The 529-nt window shown below is 64.5% G+C and carries 1 protein-coding gene; it reads left to right on the top strand.

Going from position 1 to position 529, the window contains the following annotated elements; translation table 11 throughout:
• A partial coding sequence (locus AC1DYG_RS19145) for a methylmalonyl-CoA mutase family protein (protein ID WP_477641446.1) occupies nucleotides 1-529 on the top strand: 529 nt, incomplete at both ends.

The raw sequence follows: 529 nt of genomic DNA, 5'->3' as shown, positions 1-529 counted from the left end.
GCGCGGTGCTGCCGATTCTCGCGCTGTACGTCGTCGCGGCCGAGGAGCAGGGCGTCACGCCCGAGCAGCTCGCCGGAACCATTCAGAATGACATTCTGAAGGAGTTCATGGTCCGCAACACCTACATCTACCCGCCGAAGCCGTCGATGCGGATCATCTCCGACATCTTCGCCTTCGCCAGCGCGAAGATGCCGAAGTTCAACTCGATCTCCATCTCCGGCTACCACATCCAGGAGGCCGGCGCGACGGCCGACCTGGAGCTGGCGTACACCCTCGCCGACGGCGTGGAGTACATCCGCGCCGGCCTGGACGCGGGCATGGAGATCGACAAGTTCGCACCGCGGCTGTCGTTCTTCTGGGCCATCGGCATGAACTTCTTCATGGAGGTGGCCAAGCTGCGTGCCGGCCGCCTGCTGTGGGCCGAGCTGGTCGAGAAGTTCGAGCCCAAGAGCGCGAAGTCGCTCTCGCTGCGTACCCACTCGCAGACCTCCGGCTGGTCGCTGACCGCGCAGGACGTGTTCAACAACGT

It is taken from the genome of Pedococcus sp. P1_H8, assembly GCF_056405175.1.
Note: the sequence above shows the minus strand (reverse complement) of the source record. Positions and strands in the feature narration are given on the sequence as shown.